Source organism: Pseudomonas sp. HR1 (assembly GCF_030175875.1).
GTDB lineage: Bacteria > Pseudomonadota > Gammaproteobacteria > Pseudomonadales > Pseudomonadaceae > Chryseomonas > Chryseomonas oryzihabitans.
The window spans coordinates 769,424-789,097 of record NZ_JASNRF010000001.1 but is presented as its reverse complement, the minus strand read 5'-3'; the positions used below and the strand labels follow the sequence as shown (position 1 = coordinate 789,097).

The following is a 19,674-nucleotide window of genomic DNA, read 5'->3' as shown; positions in this document are numbered from 1 at the left end:
CGGTCGATTCCGCCATCTCGCCGGGGTCGCGGCTAGTCGTCCTGTCCTCGGTAGATTCCACTGGAGCGGAAGACCGTCATGAAGACCCCTACCTTGCTGGCGGCGCTGCTCGCTGGCCTTGCAGCGCCGGCATTCGCCGTCGAGCAGAGCATCACCCTGACTCAGACCGGTAATGACAACCAGGCCACCCTGAACCAGAGCGGCGGTCGCGCCAATAGCGTTGAGCAACTGCAAAGCGGCGACGGCAATCGCACGATCCTCGAACAGCGCCAGGCCTTCGGTGCCCAGGCGCGGATCGCGCAGACGTCCAGCGGCAATGGGCTGCAGATTTTCCAGGAAGGGAGTAATCAGCAGATCGTCGTGACCCAACTGGAAAACGGCAACCACTACGCCGAGATCACCCAAACCGGCGGTGGCGCGGGCAACGGCCTGGAGCTGGAGCAGCGCGGCAATGCGGCATCGGCCTACCTGAGCCAGGCGGGCGATCTCAATGTGTACAGCGTGCGCCAGGCGGGCTTCGGCGGCAACGACCTGCGGGCGACCAGCACCGGCGATGGCAACCGGCTGACCGTGGAGCAACGCGGCGGCGGCCTGGGGGAGGTGGTGCAGATCGGCAACGACAACGCGGCGCAGCTGACGCAAAGCGTGTCTTTCGCCGGTGGGCGGGCCACGCTGCGTCAGCAGGGCAACGGCAATCAGGTGCAGGCCGAGCAGGAAACCAGTCGCTACAGCAGCGCCCTGGCGCTGAGCCAGGGCGGCGACGGTAACCAGGCCCAGTTGTCACAACGCGCTGGCTTCAGCGACATCACCTTCACCCAGCAGGGCAACGCCAACGAACTGAGCGCCACCCAGACCGGCTTGGAAGCCCGAATCGCCGGCATCAGCGCAGGCGATGCCAACCAGGCGACCTTCGTTCAGAGCGGCGTGCGGGTGGAGGCGGAGATCCAGCAGCAAGGCAATGGCAACCTGGCGTCCATTACCCAGGACACGGTGCCGGACAGCTTCAGCGGCGCCAGTGCCTTCATCGGCCAGACCGGCGACTCCAACTCGGCGATGATCGACCAGGTCGGTTCCACGGCGCGCATCACGCAGAGCGGCTTCGGTAACCAGGCGACGATCTACCAGCGCTGAAGGGAGACGGGCTGACCCCGACCGGGATCAGCCTGCCGAGGGCTTACAGCTTGATCCAGGTCGCCTTGAGCTCGGTGTACTTGTCGAAGGCGTGCAGGGACTTGTCGCGACCGTTGCCGGACTGCTTGAAGCCGCCGAAGGGCGCGGTCATGTCGCCGCCGTCGTACTGGTTGACCCAGACGCTGCCGGCGCGCAGGGCGCGGGCGGTCTTGTGGGCCTTGGAGATGTCGCGGGTCCAGACCGCGGCGGCCAGGCCGTATTGGGTGTCGTTGGCGATCTGCACGGCTTCTTCGGCGGTGTCGAAGGTGATCACCGAGAGCACCGGGCCAAAGATCTCTTCGCGGGCGATCTTCATGGCGTTGCTCACGCCGTCGAAGATGGTCGGCTCGACATAGACGCCGCCGGTCTCTTCCAGGGTGCGCTTGCCACCGGCCACCAGGGTGGCGCCTTCGGCATGGCCGGCTTCGATGTAGCGCAGCACGGTGTCCAGCTGGGTGGTGTCCACCAGGGCGCCGACGTTGGTCTCGGGGTCCAGTGCATGGCCAGGCTTCCAGCCCTTGAGGGCCTCGACCACCAGCGGCAGGAATTCTTCCTTGATGGAGCGCTCCACCAGCAGGCGCGAACCGGCGGTGCAGACCTCGCCCTGGTTGAAGGCGATACCGCTGGCGGCGGCCGCGGCGGCGTCCTTGAGGTCGGGGGCATCGGCGAAGACGATGTTGGGGCTCTTGCCGCCGGCTTCCAGCCAGACGCGCTTCATGTTGGATTCGCCGGAATAGGCCAGCAGCTGCTTGGCGACCCGGGTGGAACCGGTGAAGACGATGGTGTCGACGTCCGCATGCAGGCCTAGGGCCTTGCCGACGGTATGGCCGTAACCCGGCAGCACGTTGAACACCCCGGCGGGGATACCCGCCTGCTGGGCCAGCTGGGCGACGCGGATGGCGGTCAGCGGCGACTTCTCCGAGGGCTTGAGCACCACCGAGTTGCCGGTGGCGAGCGCCGGGCCGAGTTTCCAGCAGGCCATCATCAGCGGGAAATTCCAGGGCACCACGGCGGCGACCACGCCGACCGGCTCGCGGGTGACCAGGCCGAGCTGGTCATGGGGCGTGGGCGCGACCTCGTCGTAGAGCTTGTCGATGGCCTCGGCGCTCCAGCGGATGGCGTTGGCCGAGGCCGGCACGTCGATGGTGAGGGAGTCGGCGATGGGCTTGCCCATGTCCAGGGTTTCCAGCAGCGCCAGCTCTTCGGCGTTGGCCAGCAGCAGGTCGGCGAAGCGGATCAGCACGCGCTTGCGCTGGGCCGGCGCCAGGTGCGCCCAGGTACCCTTCTGGAAGGCGGCGCGGGCGGCGGCCACGGCCAGGTCGGCATCGGCGGCGTCACAGCTGGCGACCTTGGCGAGGAAACGTCCGTCCACCGGACTCAGGCAGTCGAAGGTGGCGCCGGCGGTGGCGTCGACATAGGCGCCGTCGATGAAGGCGCGACCTTCCAGGGTGAGACCTTGGAAGCGCTGCTCCCACTCGGCGCGGCTGGGCAAGCTCATGGGTGACTCCTCGCTAATGGCGGTGAGCAGCCACCCTAAACCGGCCCGGAAGGGTTATCAATATATTTGACACTCGGCCGCCAAAGGCGCCGAAACGTGCGTTTTATCGAACGCTGCGCTGGCGTTGACGACTCAGGGTCAGGGCCGGGCGGGCCGTGGTCAGGGCGCCACGCCGTTGCCGCGGCTTGAAGCACTGCTGGGTGAGCGGCGCCTCGACGCTGGCGTCCAGGTCATCCAGCCAGCCCTCCACGGCGTCTTCCAGGGCTGCGACGGTGAGCTGGCCCAGTACCTGATGGGCGATGAGATTGCCCAGGCTGGGCGCCGCCGGCGCGCGGGTGGCGCCCCACCAGGCGGCCAGGCGCTCCTGCAGGCCTTCAAGCAGGCGATGGAGGCGATAGGCCGCGGCCAGCAGGGCCAGGCTGGCCGAGGGTGCCTGGGCCAGCGCCGCCGGGGCGAAGCCGGCCAGGGCGCGTTCCAGCACCCCGGTCAGGGGCGCCTCGAAGGCCACCGCTCGCGCCTGCAGCAGCAGGGCTTCGAGGGCATCGGGCACCTTGTCGACATAGGCGCTGGCGAAGCGCTCCAGGGCCGGCCCGCGGGTGGCGTCGGCGCTGGCAGTACGCGCCGCCTGGTCGGCAAAGGTGCGGCTGGCCTCGCCACTGTCCCGAGCGCGCCCCTGGGTGGTCTGGATCACGAGGCGCAAGGCGGCGGTATTCATGGCAGGGTCCTGCAGGGATGAGCTGTGTTGGACGCCTCCAGAGGGAGCGGGTCACACCGTTCGTCCGGTGCCGGCGGCCTTCAGTGCCGGAGCATGAAGGTGTCGTATTCCAGGTCGTCCAGCACCCGGTCCAGGCGGTGCAGACCCAGCAGCACGCAACAGGCCAGGGAGACGGTGAAGCCGTAGCCGAAGAAGCTCGGACCCAGCTCGATGCTGAGCAGGGTCAGCGCCAGGTTGAGGCCGAGAAACAGGGTGCAGAGCATCAGCACGGTGTCGCGCCGGTCCAGGTAGAAGAAGACGTTGAGCAGCGCCATGAACACCACCTGGATGCTCACCCCCACCACGTCGATGTAGAACAGCGGCAGGTAGTAGTGCGACATGCCGAGCCAGGCCAGCAGCTGGGGCGCCAGCAGGAACACCAGCACCAGGGTCAGGCCCTGGACCTTGCAGATCTCCAGCAGGCCCTGGCGGATGGCCAGGATCATCTGCTCCTTGAGCTGGCTGATGTGCTGCAGGGTCTCGCCGCCGCGCACGGCGTTGAACACCCGCTCGTACCACTCGGCGAAGTCGGTCTCGATGCGCACCAGGAACACCGCCATGCCGGGGATGATGGCCAGGTAGGCGAGAAAGATCGGCAGGTCGTAGAGGATGGAGGCGCGCAGCGGACCGATGACGGCATCGGAGGTCAGCGGATTGAACCAGAAGACGAATTTGTCGACCCAGATGCCCAGGTTGTAGAACAGCCCGGTGACCAGCAGGCTGATGAAGATCTGCTTGCGGTCGAGGAAGTCGAAGGCCACCAGGCGGTCGGCCGGGTATTCGCGGATGATGTCGTAGAGAAACATGAACAGCAGGGCGGCGTGGCCCAGCAGCAGCGCCATCAGCAGGCCGTCCATGCCGAGGAAGCGCAGCACGAAGGCGGCGGCGATCATGATGGCGTAGCCCAGTGTCATCACCACCAGGATGCGGTTGTAGGCCTTCATCCCCGACAGGAAGATGATCACCAGCCAGAGATCGCAGAGGGTGACGAAGTTGGCCAGCACCAGCAGCCGGTAGGCGAAGGGCTGGTCGAACAGGGTGGCCAGCAGCAGGAAACCCAGGCCGCCGGCGACCAGCGTGACTAGGAGCAGGATGCCCACCAGATTGGGCAGGATGCTGGTCTGTTTCTCCTCGAACAGCCGGTCCGAGACGAAGCGGGTGAAATACAGCTGCAGGCCGCCGGTGAGGATCAGCGAGCTGGCCATGAGGTAGGTCACCGTGACCAGGAACTGGCGGATCAGCACGCTGGGGGTGACGATGCCGGTGGCCAGCACGCCGATCAGCATGACGCTGATGATCGACAGCACCCAGGGGCCGGAACTGATCAAGCCGGCGTAGACATAGGCGCGCAGGGTGGCGGTGTAGGAGTCGCGCGCGAGGATCTTGCGCAGTTCGAAGCCGATGCCGGCCATGTCAGACGACCCTCCCGATGGCGTCCTGGTAGAGCTCGCGATAGCGTTCCAGCATCAGCGGCTCGGTGTAGTAGCGATTGACCCGGGCGAGGCCGGTGCGCTGCGCGGCCTGCCAGCGGCCGGGATTGCGCAGCAGGGCGAGGATGGCGCGGGCGGTGGCCTGGGGATCGGCGATGGCGACCACGCTGCCGCCGGTGCCCAGGGCGCGGTCCTCGGGGATGGAACCCTCGATCAGCTCGCGGCAGGAGCCCACGTCGCTGCTCACCACCGGCACCCCGGCGGCCCAGCCTTCGAGGATCACCAGCGGCTGGGCCTCGCTGATGGAGGTCAGCACCATGAGGCCGAGCTTGGGCAGGATGTCGCCGATCTTCTGGAAGCCGAGGAATTTCACCTTGCCCTCCAGGCCCAGGCTGGTGACCAGGCTGTGGCATTCGGCGGCGTATTCCTCGTCTTCGTCTTCCGGGCCGACCACCCAGGCCTCGGCCTCGGGCATGGCGCTGATCACCCCGCGCATGGCGCGGATGAAGGTCTTGACGTCCTTGATCGGCACCACCCGGCCGAGCAGCCCGACCACCGGCGGCACCCCTTCCGGGCGACGCTCCAGGGCGTCCTGCCACTGGGTGAGGCTGATGCCGTTGGGGATCACCCGGCAGCGCGCGGGATCGGCGCCGTCCTGGATTTGCCGGCGGCGGTTGCCGTCATAGAGCGAGATGATCGGATCGGCGGCCTTGTAGGTGAGCAGGCCGATGCGCTCGAAGAAGCGGATCCACAGCCGGCGGATGTAGCTGACGTCCACGTCCAGCCCGGTGCGCAGGGCCTCGTCGGGGCCTTCGGCGATCCACTTGGCCTGGGCCAGGTCGATCTTGCGTTCCTTGGTGTAGATGCCGTGCTCGCTGAGCAGGAAGTTGCAGCCCCAGCGCCGCTGCAGGATGGCGCCGAGCATGCCGGCGTAACCGGTGGAGATGGAGTGGATCATCCGCGGACGCGGCAGGCGGCGCGCGGCCTCGGCCAGCATCAGCAAGGGCGCCTGCATGGCGCGCAGGGTCCAGAGGTAGTCGACGAAGGAGGGATCGGTGCAATAGCGCTCGTAGCCCTCGGTGATGGCCTCCCAGCTGGCGCGGCTGTACATGAAGTCGTCCAGGGTCACGCTGCCCTGGGCGAAGGCGTCCACCAGGGCATCGCCCTGGGCGGCGCTGGGTTCGTCGGGGTGGTGCAGGAAGGCGTGCAGGTCGCGCAGCAGCTGCACCGGCGCCTGGCGTCTTGGACTGATGGGCGCCGCCTTGGGCACCCAGGACCCGGCGAGAAAGTGTTCCTCGATGTGCACCACGTTGGGCGGGATGGCGTAGTGGCGCTTCTCGTAGTTCTCGCGCTGGCCGCCGATGAAGAACACCGAGAAGGTCAGCTCCGGCAGGCCGAGGATCAACTGGTTGACCCAGCTCGACACCCCGCCGCGCACATAGGGCCAGGTGCCTTCCAAGAGCAGGCAGACATCGGGGGTGACGGTCGCGGCGGGGGCGTCTTTCATAACCAGTACTTCACCAGGGCGGCGAACGGCGGCCGCTTCTTCAGATCCGCCGGCAGGCTGTCGAGCAGCGCCGGGATGACCGCGTAATCGCGGCGCAGAAAGGCGATTTCGGCGCGAAAGGGCGCCAGTTGCGCCAGGGGTACGCCCGCCGCTTCCGCGGCCTGAAAGAATTCCAGGGCGCGCTCGGGCTCGCCCTGCTCCAGGGCGATACGCCCGGCGAGGATGCGCAATTCTTCGTTTTCTTCCCCGGCCAGGGCCAGTTCGATGTGTTCGCGGGCCTGGCCGAGCACGTGGCGCAGGACGCTGCCCTGGGCCAGACCCAGATAGGCCAGTTCCCAGTAGCCGCGGGCCAGGGTGCCGTGCAGCGCCGGCTGGCGCTCGGCGGGGGTGCTGGCCAGTTCGCCGAGTTGGGTCTCGATGCGCTGGTTGATCTGGCTTTCCTGCTGGTCGAGCATCGAATAGGCGAGCAGCCGCACATCGTCGGCCGGATCGCGCAGGGCCAGCTTGAGGATGGGGATGGCGTCGCGCCCCGGCATGCGGCGGGTGGCGAAGAGTGCGGTCAGGCGCTTGTCGGTGCTGGGCGCGTGGCGCAGGACGTCCTGCAGGCCGCCGTCGCTGAACAGCATCTCCTCGCGCCGTTCCAACGGGCGGAACGGCAGGTTGGGCACGCTGCGCGCCTCCCAGGCGATCTCGCGGTGTTTGCGCGGTAGATAGAGCGCCGGAAACACCGCGGCGATCACCCCGGCTGCGCCCAGCAGCGGAATGAAGAAGGCCAGGGCAAAGAGAAACAGCGGACTCCAGGGCAGCGGGCGCTGGTAGCGCCGGGGCAGCAGCAGCCAGGCGCCCCCTGCCAGCAGGGCGCTGCCGGCGGCATGGGCGGCGGCGAAGGCCAGGGCCGCCGCCGCCACCGGCAGGTTGGCGAACAGCAGCGCCCAGCTGCTGGCCTCGAAGGCGAAGGCGCCGCTAAACAGCCACTTGCTGTTCATGTAGGCCACACTCGTTGAACAGGAAGACGCGCAGCTCCTGGGCGCGGGTCTTGGGCAGCAGCTCGTGCTCATGGCTGCGCACGCCCAGGCTTTCCAGGGTGCTGTCCTGGCCATGGCGCTCGGCCAGCAGCTGGCGCAGCCGGCGGCGATAGCCTTCCAGGCCGTCGGAGGAGGTCAGCGGCAGCAGGACCAGCAGGCAGGGGTGACCGGCCTGATTGGTCAGGCGCAGTTGCAGGTCGAGGCCGCGGCGACTGCCTTCCAGCAGCGCCAGGGCCCGCTCGCCACCGTCGGCCTCGGTCATCTCGAAGCAGAACAGGCAGGCGGGCAGGGCGTGCTGCTGGGCGTCGCGCAGCGAGCGCTTGAGGTGCTGGGAGAATTGCTGGGCGTCATCGTCGGCCAGGGCCAGCGCCTGGGGATCGCTGCCGAGCAGGTCGGCGATGTGGCCGGCGAGGATGGTCAGCAGGTTGAGGGTGCGTTCGTTGAAGGAAAAGAACGGCATCTGCTCGATGGCCAGTACCGCCAGCAGCCGCTCCTCGGTGTCCAGCAGAGGCACGCAGGCCTGTAGCGCCGAATGCTGGGTCTCGCCGCGTTCCAGCAGCGCCTGGCGGATGCTCAGGGTCTCGCCACGCTCCAGGGTCAGGCGCACCAATAGATCGTCGGGATCTATGCCGGGCATCTCGCCCTGGCTGGCGAGGGCGCGACGATCCACCCGGCCGTTGCCGTCGACCCGGTACAGCCCCGCTACCCGCAGCGAACCGTACTGGGTCAGCAGACCGACGATGGGTTCGGCCAGGGCCTGCAGGGCATCCTGCTCGCGCGGCACCTCGCGCAGCTGGCGACGCAGGTCCAGCAGGGAGCTGCGCAGGCTGAGGTCGTTGCCGGCGACGCGCTGCTCCAGGCGATCGTGGGAGATGCGCAGCAGGTGGTGGGCGCGGGTGAATTCATCCAGCCGTAGCTGGCGATAGTCGTTGGCCAGGTCCAGCCGTTCCAGGCGCCGATCCCAGAGGTCGCGGAATTCGCCCACCAGCATGGCGCAGAGCAACACGCCGACGATAAAGGACGGCGGGATCTCCTCGTAGGCCGGATAGCCCTGGCGGTGCAGATAGAGCAGCGCCACCACCAGCAGGCTGGCACTCACCAGGCCGCGCATGAAGCCATAGCGCACGCCCATGAGGATGGGCGCGAACACCACCCAGGGAAAGGCCAGGCCGACCATCAGGGGATCTTCCGGCACCAGCCAGAAACCCAGCCCCAGGGCGGCCGCCGTGACCAGCAGGGTTTCCAGCCAGGACAGGCGGCCACTGGCGCGGGGCGCCAGGGTGTAGTCCTTGTGGACGGATTGCAGGGCCATCAGCGCAGCTGCAGCTCTTGCGCGGTGCCGCGCAGGACCTTTTGCGCGGTGGCGGCCAGGCTCTCGCGCGACCAGCCGGAGCGGGCGCCGCTGTTGCTCCAGACCACCCGGCCGCTGGCCGGCTCGACCACCTGCAGGGTCACGCCCACCGCCGGTTCGCCGTCCAGGCCGTTCTTGTACTGCCACTCGTCGACGCTGCCGGTGAGCACGTATTGCAGATTCTGTTGCCGCGCCCAGTCCAGGGCCGCGCGCTGGCGGGCCTTCTCGTCGTCGGTGGGATTGCCACCCTGACTGTCGTCATAGACCTGCGGACGGATGCCGCGCTCGCCGAGCACGCTGACCAGAATCTGCGCCGCGCGATCGCCGGCCATGGGCGCCTGGGCATAGTTGGCCAGGGGCACCAGGCCCCAGCGGGCATCCTTGGGCAGGGCTTCGCCACTGGGTCGGGTAAAGCTCGAGCAGCCGGCCAGCAGCACGGTGGCGACACTGGCGACGAGCAGACGCGTGATGTTCATGAGGTCTCTCCCTTGAAGCGGCCTAGCGACCGATTCGATTGCTGTATTGAATGCCCAGGGTGCTGCCGGCCTGACCGCCGCTGCCCTGGGGCGCGGACTGGTAGCCGGCGGTGAACGCCAGTTCGTCGTCGCCGAGCACTACCATGCCCAGGCCGACATTCAAACCGTAGTTGAATTCGCGCTCGGTCCACTGCCAGCCGACCAGGGTGTCCACCAGCCAGCTGTATTGGGGATGGGTGCGGTTGAGCGAACCGGGAATGCCACGCCGCCAGCTGCTGCCGACATAGAGCTGGCCATAGCGATCCTGCAACAGCTGGGTGCCACCCAGGGCTTCCAGGTCGGCCACGGTGACCTCGCCGTTCTCGCCACTGCCGGCCAGCGGCTGCAGGTAGCGGGTGACGCTGGCGGGCAGGGTGCTGCGCGCACTGTTCTGCTGATAGGTGATGCCACTGCGCACCTGCCAGGTGGGACCTTCGAAGAAGATCATGTGGCTCAGCTCCAGGTTGAAGGCGAAGCCGCTGCCCAGGGCATCGCCGTCCCGACTGGAATAGCGATTGTGCGCCGCCCGCCAGCTCAGCTGGTCGCGTGGCGTGAGATTGTGACGACCGGCCAGACTGACGCTGTCACGCCGGCCGAGGGCCCGCAGATAGCCGCTCTCGTCGGGTTGCCGGTGCCAGTCCAGGGCCGCTTCGATCTCGGTGTTGCCATCGATACGCCAGGTGCGGGCGACGCCCAGGCCCAGGCGATTGCTGTCCGAACGCTGGCTGGCGTCGACGGTGGTTTCCAGACCGCCATCGGCCAGGTTCTTCAGCACCTTGAGCAGCATCTGGTGTTCGTTGCCCAGGGCATCGGACTTGAGGCCACTGCTCTCCACGCGATTCTGCTTGAGCTGGACATCGGCATAGATGTCATCGCTGAGTCGCCGGGCGGCGCGCACCTCGGTGCCCTGTTCGATCAGACCGCCATAGTCGCGGCGTTCCCAGCCGGCCTGGACGCCGTTGGGGGTGCGCTCGGCCTGCTCGGTGGCCTGGCGCAGCAGCTGCCGCTGGATGACCTCCGGCGGCTCGTCACCGGCGGCGGTCAGCGCCGCGGCCTGGGCGTCGCCGGCATGGCCGAGGCGCTGCAGCACCTCGACACGCTGCGCCGGGTCCAGGTCGCCGGCCGCCAGCAGCTTTTCCAGCTCGCCGCGATTCTGCCGACGCAGGACCTCCTGCAACTGCTCGTACTGGCGGACCTTCAGGCCACGGCTCTTGGCCCAGGCCAGCCATTCGCCCTTGAGGCCGTCGTCGTTGTTCTGGCTGAGGGCGTCGAGCCACTGATCGAACCAGAGTTGCAGCATGCTCGGCGAGCCATCCTGCCAGAGGCGCGCCTGGGCCAGCGCCGCCTGGGGACCGCGCAGGCTGGAGAGCAGGCGCAGGTAGGTGGCATAGCGCTCGGGGGTGGCCGGTACCTCGTCGTTGGCCAGGTGCGGCGTGACGGCCTTGCGCAGCCGCAGCGCCGCGTCCTGGTGACCGGCGGCGTCCAGGGCATCGGCGTAGGCGGCCTGCACCAGCCAGTCCTGGGGATGGGCGTCCAGGTAGCGGCGATACCAGCCAAGCGCCTCTTCCGCCTGGCCCAGCAGCACCAGGCCGCTGCCGAAGGGTAGCCAGAGCACGTCGCTGTCCCGGGCCAGGCCCTTCCAGTCGCGCAGCAGGGTGGCCAGTTCGGTCTGGCGATTCTGATCGATGAGCAGCCACAGCAGCCGTTCGCGGAAGCGGTCGTCATCCGGAAAGCGCTGCAGGGCCTGGCGATAGCCCTCTTCGGCCTGGGCGATGCGCCCGCGCTGGAAGTCCAGCCCCGAGCGCGCCAGCCAGACCGCGGGATTGTCGGCCGAAGCCGGCTCGCGCGCGGCACTGGCCAGCAGCCGCTCCAGCGCCGCGGTGTCCTTGAGTTGCTCGGCCCATTGCAGGGCGTCGGTCAGGCGCTTCTGGTTCTTGCTCTTTTCCCAGCTCTTTTCCAGCAAGGCCAGGGCCTTGCGCGGCGCCGTGCGCAGATAGATCGCCAGCAGTCGATCCTCGTCGTTGGCGGTCAGGCCCTTGTCGATCGTGGCCAGGCGTTCGAAGGCCAGCTGGGCTTCGCCGTCGCGCTCCAGCTCCCAGGCCAGCTCCGCCCGCAGCCGCCAGTAGTCGACGCCCTGCCGCTGCCTGGCCGGCATGCCCTCGAGCACCTTCCAGGCTTCTTCGGGCTTGAACAGCTCCCACAGGGTGCCGGCCCAAGTCAGATACTCCGCGTTGGTCAGCGGGAATCTCTTGCCGAACGCGGCCCAGCCTGCGGCTTCGGCGTCGCCCTGCTCGGTACGGGCCAACAGCTGCTGCAGCCGCTCCCAGGCCAGGCGCTGCTTCGGCTGACGCCGGAGGTAGTCCCGCAGCCAGCGCTCCTCGGCGGCGGGATCGCCCAGGGATTCGTAGGCGAAGATCAGCGCATCCAGTTCGGTCTTGTCCAGCTGCCGTTGCCGCGACGCCTCGGCCAGCAACTCGACCACGGCATCGAAGCGAAACGCCCGCGCGGCCAGCTTCCAGGCATGATCGCGCCGTTCCGGATCGTCCTGGCGCGCCAGCAGGCGCAACCAGAGGTCGAGGGCTTCGTCCATATGCCCGGTCCACTCGCCCAGCTGGGCCAGTTCCGCGAGCAGTTTTTCATCGTCCGGACGCAGCGCCAGCAGCTGATGACCCTCTTCCCAGGCACGTTCGGTGTCGCCTCGGCCCAGGGCCAGCCGGTACGCGGCCTCCAGGGCGGCCGGGTCGTCCGGCTGCCACTCGCGCCAGCGATCGATCAGGCGCTGGGCCAGGTCCAGGCGCCCGCTGCCCTGGGCGGCGGCCACCCCGGCCTGCAGCCAGGCCAGACCGCTGGCATCGGCCTGCAGCCGCGGCAGTTCCTGCTCCAGCAGGGCGGCGGCCTCGGCGCCCTGGCCGGCGGCAAGCCAGGCATCGAAGGCCTGGTGCCGGTAGCCCTGGCGTTGCTCGGCCGAATCGGCGAGATCGGCCAGGCGCAGATAGAGGCGCGCGGCCTCCTGCTGACGACCGCCGGCCAGGCTCCAGCGCGCCGCCTGCTCCAGCCATTGCTGGCGCCGGGGCGGATCGCGGCGCGCCAGTTCGACATAACGCTGCGCCGCCGTGGCCGGATCGCCCAGTTGCAGGGCGCGCTCGGCGACCCGTTGCAGCTGGGGCGTGCTCAGGGTCGCCACGTCCAGGGCGCTCAGCTGTTGGGCCAGGCGCTCGCGCTCGGCGTCGGCCAGGCCTTGCGGCTGGGCTTCAGCCTGCAGGATGTCCAGCTCCAGGGCATAGAAGGGCGTCGACGCCAGCGGTTTCGGCAGCAGCTGCAATTGCCGCCGCGCCTCGTCGATGCGCCCGAGGGCGATCAGCTGGTCGATCAGCTTCATGCGCAGCCCGGTGTCGTCCGGGGTCGCCTTGAGCAGCACCTGGGCGTAGCTGATGGATACCTGATCGGCCGGCTCCTCGCCGGGCAGGAAGACCTGCTTGCCATGAAAGGTCAGCACCAGCACCAGTGCGGTGAGGAGCGCGACCCCCAGCAGCGTCCAACCACTCAGGAGCCGGGTTTTCTTAGCCGCAGACGATCTCACCGTCACTCACTCGTGTTAGCGGAAGTTTGAACGTCTGAAGTCCGGCCGCAGCCGGCTGGCTCTTGTAGCGCTCGCGACCGACCCGCACCTCGCAGGCCGAGGACGCGCGCAGGGTCAGCTCCAGCGGGAATTGTCCGGCGAAGGCGAAGCGGATGCGCGTCGGCGACAGGTAGTCCCACTGCTGCAGCGGAATGTTGGCCTCTTCCAGCGCGGGGGTGGGGTCGCGGCTGTCACGCAGGACCAGCCGCGCCTGAGCGCCGGCCAGGTGGACATAACGCCCCTGCGGCAGGTCGCGGACCCCAGCGATGCCCCTGGAGCGCTGCAGATCCGGCCAACCCAGGCGCGGATCCAGGCGCAGGGTACGCAGACCGTCGAGGGCCTTGATCGACCAGCTGCCGTCGTCTTCCCGGGCGAGACTGGCGGTATAGAAGCCGCGCAGGCGACTCAGGTAGTCGCTCATCCACAGCGAAATGGGATGTTCGGCGGCCATGCCCTGGTAGATCTCTTCCATGACCTTGAGCGACGCCTGCTTGGTGCCCGAGTAGAAGTGGTAATAGAGATGCAGGCCGCGCAGACGCCGGGGGTGCTCGGTCCGTTCGAAGGTATAGAGCAGATCGCGAAAGCCGTAGTAGGGACCGCGCCAGAGATTGGTGTAGACGTTCTCGTTGATGATGGGCGCATAGAACTGCAGGCCGCCCGGGGTGGGGCGGATGAAGGGATAGAGTCCGCTCACCGAAGGCTGCGACCGGGTGATGTGCGAGTTGCCGCCGTTCACGTTGAGCAGGCCATTGTCGTAGGCGAGCTTGAGGGTGGCGGCATCCGGCTGGGCGTCCCCGGACCAGAACACCATCTTCACCGGCTTCTGCGGGGTGGTCAGGCGCTCGTTGATATAGCGGGTCGAACCCACGATCTCCCGGGTGAAATCCACCTTGTCGTAGCCGGGAATCTGCATCATGTAGCCGTACTGGGCTTCGAAGTTCTCGCTCTGCTCGGCCACCGCCGGTTGCCAGAAGAACGGGTGGCTGAAGGTGTGGGTGGCCACCTCCACCTTGGGATCGGCGAACAGGCGACGGGCGATGGGCTCCAGTTGCGCGGTCAGCTCCGGATAGCGGCCCTTGGGGCCGACCTCGCCTTCGATGATCGACGCCGAGGTCAGAAAGGGATGCGGCTGGATGAACTGCTCCAGCACCACCTGGCCGGAAAAGGGCGCACCGGGAATCTCCGCCTTGGAGGCGAAGGCGTCGCCGTCGATGTGCACGGTGGCGATGCGTCGACCGTTCTCCGTGGTCGGATCGGGTACCGGCAGGGGTGGCAGTTGCAGGGTCTTCGCGGTGAAGGCGAAGGGATCGATGATCCAGCGACTGGCTTCGGGACCGTCTTCCATGACATAGGGGCCGAAGGCGAAGCCGCCCCAGGAGGCCACGCCCATGGGCACGAAGGTGCCGCCCGGACCGCTCAGGCTGACCACCGGGGTCGGCCCACCGGGCAGCGTCTGCACGGCGGGCAGGTCACGCGTGCGCAACTTGACCGGTGCTTCGAAGTTGCCGGCCAGGGCAGGGTCCAGCACCTTGAGGGTCAGGCCGTCGGGCAGTGGCTTGCGACTGACGCCCAGACCCAGGCGCTTGAGCAGGGCCTCGTTGTCCAGCGGCAGGCCGCCGAGAATCAGCAGGGGGGTCTTTTCGTCCAGGCGCAGGCCGATCCAGTCGCTGAATTCCCGGGAATGAGGGGGCGGACCGCTGGTCATCCACACCACCACCCCGGCGTAGAGAGCACTGGGCCAGGCCGCGGGCAGCGGCTTGGAGGCATCGAAATAGTCCAGGCGATAGCCCTGATACTCCAGGGCACTGCCCAGGAAACGGTGCACCGCCGACTGGCGCAGGGCGCCTTCGCGGCCGTCGTAGAGCAGCGCCAGCCGCCGTGGCTGCAGGGCCACCGAGCTGATGCCCAGGGTATTGAGATCGGGCGTGGTGATATAGGGCACATAGCCTTCGTCGCGCAGCCGCTTGGCCAGGCGCCAGGCTTCCTCACGCTGCTCCGGCGGCAGGTACTCGATGGCGATGACCGGGATACCGGCACTGCGCGCCGCCTCGATCCGCGGCTTCAGCCACTCGCGGTCTTGCTCGCTGACGGGACGATAGGTCTTCTTGCCGGCATCCCAGCCGGCGTAGAGGGATTCCACCGCCATGGCGGCAGCCACCCCGGGCAATTCCGGTTGCACCTCGAAGCCACGGTTGAAGAACAGCTTGAGCGCTGGCTGGCTGCGGTGCAGCTCGGCCAGCAGGCTCTTCAGCGCCAGGCGCTGGGTTTCCCGCTGGTCTTCGGCCACCAGTTGGAAACTGTCGAGGGTGTCGAGGAACAGCCCCGTGTAACCGGCTTTGGCCAGCTGGGCGGCGCGTTCGAGCAGGTGGGTTCGCCATACCGGCGCTGCCAGGTTCATCACCTGGCTGCCCCAGGCCTTGTTGGCCACCGGGCTGGCACCCGCGCTGAGACCGGCCTTCTCCAGCGCCGCCGCATCGCCGGCGAATTCGCCGATGGACAGGTAGGCGAAGGGCTGGGCACCGCCGTCGTGCAGCGCGCGGACATCGGCAGCACTGGCATGGCCGGGTTCGAGCACCACCCAGTCGAACTGGGCGAGTTCGGCCACCGGCGGCTTTTCCGCGTACCAGAAAGCCACGCTGGCAGGCGCGGCCAGGGCCGTTCCCATGAGGGATAGGGAGCCCAGCAGCCATACCGTCAGCCGGCGCCACCAACCGAAGCGGGACCCTGCCCTAATTGCCTTGCCTGACGCCACACCCAGTCCTTAAACGTGCCCAACTTCGGTATCAGGTTAGCTACATTACGCAAAAGCGTGACGAAAAACTGCCTGCGCCAAGCCGAGCGGCAGCAATTACCGGGTTAATAGGTATCGAAATAATTAATTGTCTGCTGGAAAGCCTGTCTAGGCAGCGGGTTTCAGACGTGTGGGCGAGGAGGTGTAGCGCGGGAAGGCAGGAGGGGTGTCGCGGAACATCAGGGGAATTGCCGTCATGCGCGGCGGTAACCGGCATGACGGCAAGCGAGCGCTGTTACTTGAAGCTGCTGTTCAGGTTGGCGCTGGTGGAGAGGATGTTGGTCGAGCCCAGCAGCTGGCTGACGAAGCGGTTCCAGCGGGTGATACCGGCCGGGCCGACGAAGACCACGTCCTGCGGCTGCAGATGGAAGTTCTGCGCCAGCACATAGGCGGTGGGATTCTTGGCCGCCAGGTGGAAGACCTGGGCGGTGGCACCCGGGGCCTTCAGGTCTTCCGGGCCACGGATGACGTAGACGGCATCGGCGTTGGCGGTTTCCTGCTGGATACCACCGGCTTGGCTCAGGGCTTCCATCAGGTTCAGGTTGGTGATCTTGTAGCTGACCGCTGCCGGAGCGCGGACTTCACCCACCACATAGACCTTGCGGGCATCGTTGTAGGGCAGGTGCAGGCTGTCGCCGTCCTTCAGGTAGATGCCGTACAGCTTGGAATCCTTGCGGTTCAGGCTGTCGGTGTCCAGGCGGTATTCCTTGCCGTCACGCACCAGGGTCACGCCGGTCAGATCGGCGCCACCGCTGTTGGCCACGCCGGCCTGGCCCAGGGCTTCCACCAGGGTGATGGGCTTGGTGGTCAGGGGAATGGCGTCGCCCTTGTTCACGGCGCCGGAGATGGTGACCTTCTGGCTGCCGAACTTCAGCACGCTGACGTCGACCTGGGGATTGTCGATGAAGGTGGCCAGACGACGGGAGATATCGGTACGGATCTCTTCCAGGGTCTTGCCGGCGGCGCGCACGGTGCCGACGTAGGGGTAGAACAGGGTGCCATCCGGACGCACCAGGCGACCGTTGGCTTCCAGCTGCTGCTGGGCGCCGGACGGAGCGGTCAGTTCGGGGTGATCCCAGACGGTGATGTAGAGCAGGTCGCTCGCACCGACGCGGTAAGCCTGCGGCTTGTAGTCCAGCAGGGGCTTGAGGTCGGGAGCCTTGGACAGGGCCGCGGAATCCTGGCTCATCAGCAGCGAGCTGGTGATCGGGATCAGCTGGACCTTGGTGCCCTGGATGCTCGGATCGCTTTTCAGGTCGTCCTGATCCAGGTACTGACCCGGGGAGTAGGCACAACCCTGCAGGACGATGCCAGACAGCAAGGCCAGAGCGGTAAATTTGGTTTTCATGTCATTCGTCCTTGATTGCTGATTGAGTGTGAGCAAGAGGAATAAATCGGAAGGTAGAAGCAACGAGCCGGTTATTCATGGTGTTCCTTCGCGAGACATAACGGTCCTCGACAGGGGACTGGATTCCATGCGGCCAGCCTATCCAGCGGCGAGAGAACTCGGGTCTCAGCTTTTAGTTGTACGAGCACCTGAGTCTGCTGGTCTAGGACTGGCCCTTGGCCATCGAGTTCAGCGCCACCGGAGCGGAAAAAGGTGACGCCGTTCGAAATCTGTCATATCTCCGCTAACGAGGTCCTATGACTTCGCAGTCATGTTTGTTCAGGTGTTTTTCTAGCAGGGCCGTCTGCGGCTTCTCCGCGCCATTCTTCGGTTCGATGGCCAGAGGATAGTCGCCCCACCCCGGACCCGCCGCCCAATAGGCGCTGGGTACGCACTGCTCGCCCAGATAGCTGAGCAGATTGTCCATGGCTTCCAGCCATTGCGGGTGTGCAGGTATCCCATATTCGCCAATGAAGCCGCGCAAATTGTGCTTTTTCAGCCACTCGATGAAGGGGCGGGTTCTTTCCACGCCGATCATGGGATGGACGCCCTTCATGCCCGAGGCGTAGTTGCCACTGGAGTCTTCGTCGAAGTAGATGTGCGCCTCGTAGATCAGGTTGTCCGCCGGATCCTTGATCAGCAGATCGCCATTCACCTGTGGCCAGCGCTGGGCACTGGACCAGCTGTCGCCGGCGATGAAGATCGGCGTCTTCATGTCCACCGTGCGGATGCTGTCCACGGCCGTCTGCGCCGCCCGCGGCCAGAGGCCCTGGGTGTCATGGGGTTCGTTCATGACATCGTAGCCGTACAGCGCCGGATGCTTCTGGAAGGTCAGCGCCAGGCGCTTCCAGACATCGGCGTAGCTGGCATAGGACACCTGGGGCGAGCCGATCAGCTGGCCGCGATAGCGTGCGTAGTTGTGCAGGTCGAGGATCACCCGGATGCCGTACTTGTCGGCGAAGTCCAGGGTGCGCTGCAGCAGGGCGACCTGGGCCTGATCCAGTTCACCGCCCAGCTGGGGCTGCACCCGCTCCCAGAGGAAGGGGAAGCGGATGAAGCGGATGCCCTTGGCCGCGTAGCGGCGGAAGTAATCCTCGGTGGGATAGAAGTAGTTGGTGCCTTCCACGCCGGGCAGCACCTGGCCGGCGAAGCCGGCGGCCGACAGGTTGATGCCGATGAGATCCACCTTGGCTGTCGCCGGCTGTGGCTGAGCCTGGCCATAAAGCGCCGCGGAAAGTAATACGGTGGCCAGCAGGCCACCACCGATACGACGTTTCACTCGTGACACGGACAGCACCTCTCGTGTGTTGCGTAAGTTCGTCTGGACAGGGCTCCCTCAGGAGCTCTGCTGGTAGACCGGCGTGGGTTGCAGCGGCGGCGTGCGCCGGGCGAAGTATTCCAGCGCCAGGTAGTCCACGGTCACCCGGATGGTCCAGGCGATGGCGGCGCCCATGATGGAGAAGTGTTGGATGCACACCACCAGCAGACCCAGGTAGGGCAGCAGCTCGGCGAGATGGATCATCGCCGTGGTCCGCGAATGGCCGCGGGCCTGGATTTTGGCGAAGGGAATCTGCGCCAGGGCGTTGAAGATGAAACCCACCGCCAGGATGCGCAGGATCTGCGCGGCATCGCCGCCGTACTCCGGACCCATCCACACGGTCATGATCCAGGGCGCCAGGATGAGGATCGGCAGCACCATCGCCAGGCTGATCAGCAGCAGGCCCCAGAAGGCCTTGTTGGCTTGGCGCGCGGCGTCGTCGCCGCTCTTGCTCAGCAGCGGGAACACCACCCGGGCCACGGCATTGGGGATGATCAGCATCCGCGAGACCGCTTCGGCCGGAGCGGTATAGAAGGACACGCGGCTGGCGCCGACCATGTGCGACAGCACGAAGCGGTCGAAGTAGACCATCAGCGGACTGATGATGTTGCTCACCGTCATCCAGCTGCCGAATTTCAGCAGTTCCTTGAACACCTCGACCTTGAAGGTGCGGATGCCTTCCGGGAAGTCCTTGTGCAGCGGCCAGTAGGCCAGCGCCATGGACACCACCCGCGCCAGCACCAGACCGATCACCGTGGCGGAAAAGCTCGGTTCGATCAGCACCGCGATCAGCGGCGCGATCGCCAGCAGGCTGTTGGAGAAGGTCCGCAGGATGTTGAATTCACCGAAGCGCTCGTTGCCTTCCAGGTAGGCGAACCAGACCGTCGCCAGCAGGAAGGGCGGCACGCACAGGCTCAGCCAGCGAAAGCCGGCCACGGCATTGTCGAAATGTTCGGGCGAGACGTGCAGCAGACTCACCACCTTGCCCGCGCCGAACCACAGCAGCAGCGTCGCCAGCAGACTCAGGCCGATGACGGCGCCGGTGGCCGTGCCCATGACCAGCCGGTTGAGTCCCTTGTCGCCATGGTGCATGGCCACGGCGCGGATGACCGCCCGCGACAGGCCGGCATCGAACAGGGTGGCATAGCCGACGATGGCGAAGGCCAGGGTGAACAGGCCGAACTGCTCGACCCCGAGCAGGCGCGACAGCACGCCCATGGTGGGCAGCGCGATGGCACTGGGAATGACGACACCCAGGATGTTCCAGGTGCTGTTTTTGATCATCGACATCGTGGGGGTGAAAACTCCT

Annotated in this window: 13 protein-coding genes; 1 reads left to right on the top strand and 12 read right to left on the bottom strand. The window is 67.0% G+C overall.

The window, feature by feature from the left end:
• Positions 1–78 precede the first annotated feature (78 nt).
• Entirely contained in the window at positions 79–1,131 is a 1,053-nt protein-coding gene (locus QKY98_RS03600) for a hypothetical protein (RefSeq protein ID WP_150340102.1), read from the top strand.
• Positions 1,132–1,174: 43 nt separating this feature from the next.
• On the opposite strand, the gene QKY98_RS03595 is transcribed toward QKY98_RS03600, so the two are convergent.
• The 12 genes from QKY98_RS03595 to QKY98_RS03540 all read right to left on the bottom strand — a co-directional run bounded on the left by QKY98_RS03595 (position 1,175) and on the right by QKY98_RS03540 (position 19,655).
• Complete coding sequence (locus QKY98_RS03595) at positions 1,175–2,668, bottom strand: aldehyde dehydrogenase (RefSeq protein WP_027598136.1); 1,494 nt, start codon at positions 2,666–2,668, stop codon at positions 1,175–1,177.
• Positions 2,669–2,771: 103 nt separating this feature from the next.
• Positions 2,772–3,383 carry a hypothetical protein gene (locus tag QKY98_RS03590; RefSeq protein WP_027600358.1) on the bottom strand — a complete coding sequence of 204 codons (612 nt, stop codon included), beginning with the start codon at positions 3,381–3,383 and terminating at the stop codon, positions 2,772–2,774.
• 80 nt (positions 3,384–3,463) lie between these two features.
• Positions 3,464–4,834: an exopolysaccharide Pel transporter PelG gene (gene pelG / locus QKY98_RS03585; protein ID WP_027598138.1), complete on the bottom strand. Its 1,371-nt coding sequence runs from the start codon at positions 4,832–4,834 to the stop codon at positions 3,464–3,466.
• A 1-nt stretch (position 4,835) separates the two neighbouring features.
• Positions 4,836–6,359 (bottom strand): GT4 family glycosyltransferase PelF, encoded by a 1,524-nt coding sequence (pelF, locus tag QKY98_RS03580; RefSeq protein WP_007161412.1) that lies wholly within the window; start codon positions 6,357–6,359, stop codon positions 4,836–4,838.
• The gene (locus tag QKY98_RS03575) at positions 6,356–7,345 is read right to left on the bottom strand and encodes a tetratricopeptide repeat protein (protein WP_027598139.1); all 990 of its coding nucleotides are present in this window, start codon (positions 7,343–7,345) and stop codon (positions 6,356–6,358) included. The genes pelF and QKY98_RS03575 overlap by 4 nt, the downstream gene beginning before the upstream one ends.
• Positions 7,323–8,696, bottom strand: a complete 1,374-nt coding sequence (locus QKY98_RS03570) for a PelD GGDEF domain-containing protein (RefSeq protein WP_007161410.1) — start codon at positions 8,694–8,696, stop codon at positions 7,323–7,325. The genes QKY98_RS03575 and QKY98_RS03570 overlap by 23 nt, the downstream gene beginning before the upstream one ends.
• On the bottom strand, positions 8,696–9,211 hold the full coding sequence (locus QKY98_RS03565) for a hypothetical protein (protein ID WP_017639355.1): 516 nt from the start codon (positions 9,209–9,211) through the stop codon (positions 8,696–8,698). The genes QKY98_RS03570 and QKY98_RS03565 overlap by 1 nt, the downstream gene beginning before the upstream one ends.
• Positions 9,212–9,233: 22 nt before the next feature.
• A complete protein-coding gene (locus QKY98_RS03560) occupies positions 9,234–12,830 on the bottom strand; it encodes a tetratricopeptide repeat protein (RefSeq protein ID WP_284670343.1) in 3,597 nt (1,198 codons plus the stop codon).
• Positions 12,811–15,534 (bottom strand): bifunctional glycoside hydrolase/polysaccharide deacetylase family protein, encoded by a 2,724-nt coding sequence (locus QKY98_RS03555; protein ID WP_232104418.1) that lies wholly within the window; start codon positions 15,532–15,534, stop codon positions 12,811–12,813. Before QKY98_RS03555 ends, QKY98_RS03560 begins: the two co-directional genes overlap by 20 nt.
• A 361-nt stretch (positions 15,535–15,895) precedes the next feature.
• Positions 15,896–17,008 carry a polysaccharide biosynthesis/export family protein gene (locus QKY98_RS03550; RefSeq protein WP_027598144.1) on the bottom strand — a complete coding sequence of 371 codons (1,113 nt, stop codon included), beginning with the start codon at positions 17,006–17,008 and terminating at the stop codon, positions 15,896–15,898.
• Between the two features lie 283 nt (positions 17,009–17,291).
• Positions 17,292–18,326, bottom strand: a complete 1,035-nt coding sequence (locus tag QKY98_RS03545; protein ID WP_027598145.1) for a glycoside hydrolase family 5 protein — start codon at positions 18,324–18,326, stop codon at positions 17,292–17,294.
• 57 nt (positions 18,327–18,383) lie between these two features.
• Entirely contained in the window at positions 18,384–19,655 is a 1,272-nt protein-coding gene (locus tag QKY98_RS03540) for a flippase (protein ID WP_042135263.1), read from the bottom strand.
• Positions 19,656–19,674: the final 19 nt, after the last annotated feature.